This is a genomic window from Methylomonas rivi (assembly GCF_024505165.1).
GTDB lineage: Bacteria > Pseudomonadota > Gammaproteobacteria > Methylococcales > Methylomonadaceae > Methylomonas > Methylomonas rivi.
The window spans coordinates 1-3,308 of the sequence record NZ_JANIBK010000249.1; the positions used below are offsets into that span (position 1 = coordinate 1).

The window sequence follows — 3,308 nt, forward strand, 5'->3', positions numbered from 1 at the left end:
CGGCGCGGTGTTCTGCGGCAACAGCGGACCCGGCGGCCTCAGCGGCGGCAATACCATGGCCGGCATCGCGGTGGCGATGATCGATTACCACTTGTACGACGACCGCGTCCCTCCGCGCGGCCGGATTTTCAACAACCAAGGCCTGCACATTCAGGCCGGCCGCTTCGACCTGCCGTTCGGCACCGATTATCAAAACTTCGCCAACAAAGACCGGGTGACCGTGACCGCGCCGCTGACCACGTCACGCATGCAATTGGGCGGTTACAACAGCGACGGTATCCGCGCGTACGGCAGTTGGGGCCATTTCAATGTTGCCGGGTTTTGGACCGACGCCATTTACGCCGACGCCGGCCACGGGATCGGCGGCCGCCTGGGCCTCCGCTTCGGTAACCGGCCCTACAGCGTGCATAGTCCGCGCAAGGGTATCGAACTCGGCGTTTCCCATCTCAGCGAACTGGATGGCGACAACCGTATCCGTTATAGCGTCTACGGCGCCGACCTCGGCATCGGTTACGGCATCTGGCGCTTGGACAACGAGCTGATGCTGTTGCAGGCGCATCGAGACCGGACCTTCGACGCCGACGATAACTTATTGGTCGACGAATACGGCAATCCGATCGGTAAAGGGCATCAGTTCGGCTACCACTCCACGCTGGTGCTTGACTTGGAGTCGGTGATCGAACGGCCGGTGCAAGCCTTTGCCCGCTTCAGCCGTTGGCAACCTAAGCAAGCTCTCGGCCTGGACTACGACGGCAGCGCGGTGGCGATCAATGACATATCGATGCTGAGCCTGGGCTTCAACTATAAATTCAGCGATTACCTGCAATTGAAATTCGAATACAGCGACACCTTGGGTACGTCGACCGGCGAGCGTTACTTCGATCGGAAGATAGGTATCGGCCAAATAGTGGTGTCTTTTTAAAACGGGAGAAGCAAAATGCCTAAACCCACTGTTTCCGCCCTGTTAAGCAGCGCCGCTTGCTGGGCGTTGTTTGGAGGTTTATTTGCGGCTCACGCCGCAGCCAACAACCCGCATTCGATCGACAGCCAAGGTAGCGGCGATTGCCGGGGTTGCCACGTCTCAACACCCGCCTGGACCGGCACGCAGCCCTTGGACAGCCGCGACGCGGCCTTTATTGCCGATCGCTACAAGCTCAACGCAATCGCGATGTGCGTGTCCTGCCATCCCCGAGACCATTTGCACGCCGAGGTTGGCGACAAAATCGACTTCGCGGTGCCGCCCGATATGCCGCTAGGAGAAAATAACGGCCACGTTTGCCTGACCTGCCATTACACCCACGGCCGGCTGGACAGCGAGCAGCCGCGCGCCAACGTCGATTTCCTTGACCGCTGGTTCGATACGGCACGCATGCGTAAAAGCTATTTATTGCGGCGCGACAATAGCGACGGCGGCTTGTGTTTAAGCTGCCACAATCAAGGCATTTCACCATGAGAAAATCGGACAAATCCTTAGCAAAATCCTCAGTTGTAAATGCCCGCCGTCGGGCCTATACTCGAATCATCGCTACCGTACAAGGTTACCGTGACCCCGATCCGGCTACCACCGGCGACAATCTGATTTCTACAGCCACCGATACCATCCTTATTAACAACACAAGCAGGATGCTCTGGTTTAAGCCAGTTGCTTACACTTGTAAGATTCATAATCCGTCGGCAAGCCGCCGCCAGCCGACCGATTTTTTCATGGAGGCAAACGTATGCCGACTTTCGAACAACTCTGCGGCTACCTCAATAAAGTCCGGATCGCCCACCATATCCGCGGCCGCATCCGGCTCCGTCTCGAGGCTTACCCCAAGGAACTGCCGTTACCCGGACGCGGCGACACCGAACAGTTACAAAGCCTGGTCGAGCAAGCTGCGGGCGTGCGCTCGGTGCGCATCAATTTGCTCGCTCGCTCCTGCCTGATCGAATACGACCCCGCGGTGATACCCGACCAGGCCTGGCGGGATTTTATTGCCGGCGTTTCCTCGGCCGCCGCCCTAACTCTGGAAAACATCCTGCGCGACACTTACCGGGAGATCAGCCATGCCCAATTATGACGAAGCGATCCTGCGTTCGCGCAGGCTCAACCCCAACGCGCCGTTTCCTATTCTGCATCAGGCGGTGCGGATTGCACTGTACGACGAATATGCCGCGCGGGCTTTCTACGGCAAGGTCGTTGAAGCCTTCGGCCCGCACCAACCGTTCGCGAATATCGTGCGCGCCGAACAGCGCCATGTCGACGCGCTGTCCCGCCAATGCGAACGGCTCGGCATTCCGCGGCCGTTGGACCCATTTCCGCTGGAAACCGAAATCGAACCCACCTGGCGGGCCAATTGCGAGCGTGCCGTGGCCGGGGAAATCGCTAATGTACGGCTTTATCGCTATTTGCTGCCGCATATCGGCGACCCGCAGGTCGGCAACGTAATGCTGAATTTACAGGCCGCGTCTCTGAATAACCATCTGCCGGCATTTCAGGAAGCCGCGGCCGAAGCCATGGCGCAGGAGCGCTACCACGCCGAGCGTGGGATTCCGCCGCAACAGGCTTACGAACACCACGGCCCTTTGGCCGATCTGGTGGAAAAAGCCCTGGTTCATCTGAGTCCGCACGCCGGCCCCATCGGTTTATTCAGCCCTCTGCTGCGCCGCACCACGCCGTCCATGTTACTCGGCCTGGCCGCGGGCGGCGCCGGGATTTATTTTTACCGCAACCGTTTAGGTCGCAAAAAACAGGAGAATTGACATGTTACATCTAATCCGTTTTGCCGCCGGCGTAGCCGCAGGGATTGTCGCCATGCAGCTGCTGAAAAATAAATCGACCCGGGACACCCTGAAAAAAGCCGGAGCCTCCACCAAGGAGTCCCTGGAAAAAGCCAGCCAATCGACCAAGGACACCTTGGAAAAAGCCCAGGACAAATTGCGCGACGCCACGGTGTCCGGTCTGGAAGCCATCGAAAGCGCATCGGCCAAGGCCCGCGCCAAGTTAGGCAGCGAAGCTAAAGCGGCACCGAAAAAGCTTGCCTCGCGCAAACACGCCAATAAACACGAAAAAGTGGAACACGATCAGGAGTAACCACCATGAAACACATTGACTACCCCTACGCTCCCAACCCGGTGCGAGTACGCAGTGACGGCAGCTTCACCCAAGGTTTTGTCGCCTCGGCCTGTATTTCCGCCTTTCAGGATGTGGCCCACCCCGACTCCAAGGCCGATTACCAACGCATACTGCGGCATGGACTGCAAGGAGGCGCCGCGTTGGCGGCCGGCTCGCACGCCGCCCACTCGTTGCGCCGGGGCGATTACACCAG

6 protein-coding genes are annotated in these 3,308 nt (G+C 58.9%); all 6 read left to right on the forward strand.

Features of this window, described 5'->3' with window-relative positions; translation table 11 throughout:
* A partial coding sequence (locus NP596_RS20640) for a hypothetical protein (RefSeq protein WP_256617270.1) occupies nt 1-922 on the forward strand: 922 nt, incomplete at its 5' end.
* 15 nt (nt 923-937) lie between these two features.
* The gene (locus NP596_RS20645; protein WP_256617271.1) at nt 938-1,453 is read left to right on the forward strand and encodes a hypothetical protein; all 516 of its coding nucleotides are present in this window, start codon (nt 938-940) and stop codon (nt 1,451-1,453) included.
* A 265-nt stretch (nt 1,454-1,718) separates the two neighbouring features.
* Complete coding sequence (locus NP596_RS20650; RefSeq protein WP_256617272.1) at nt 1,719-2,060, forward strand: heavy-metal-associated domain-containing protein; 342 nt, start codon at nt 1,719-1,721, stop codon at nt 2,058-2,060.
* Entirely contained in the window at nt 2,047-2,742 is a 696-nt protein-coding gene (locus NP596_RS20655; protein WP_256617273.1) for a ferritin-like domain-containing protein, read from the forward strand. The genes NP596_RS20650 and NP596_RS20655 overlap by 14 nt, the downstream gene beginning before the upstream one ends.
* Before the next feature lies 1 nt (nt 2,743).
* Nucleotides 2,744-3,073, forward strand: a complete 330-nt coding sequence (locus NP596_RS20660) for a hypothetical protein (RefSeq protein WP_256617274.1) — start codon at nt 2,744-2,746, stop codon at nt 3,071-3,073.
* 5 nt (nt 3,074-3,078) lie between these two features.
* On the forward strand, nt 3,079-3,308 hold a 230-nt coding region (locus NP596_RS20665), incomplete at its 3' end, for a hypothetical protein (protein WP_256617275.1).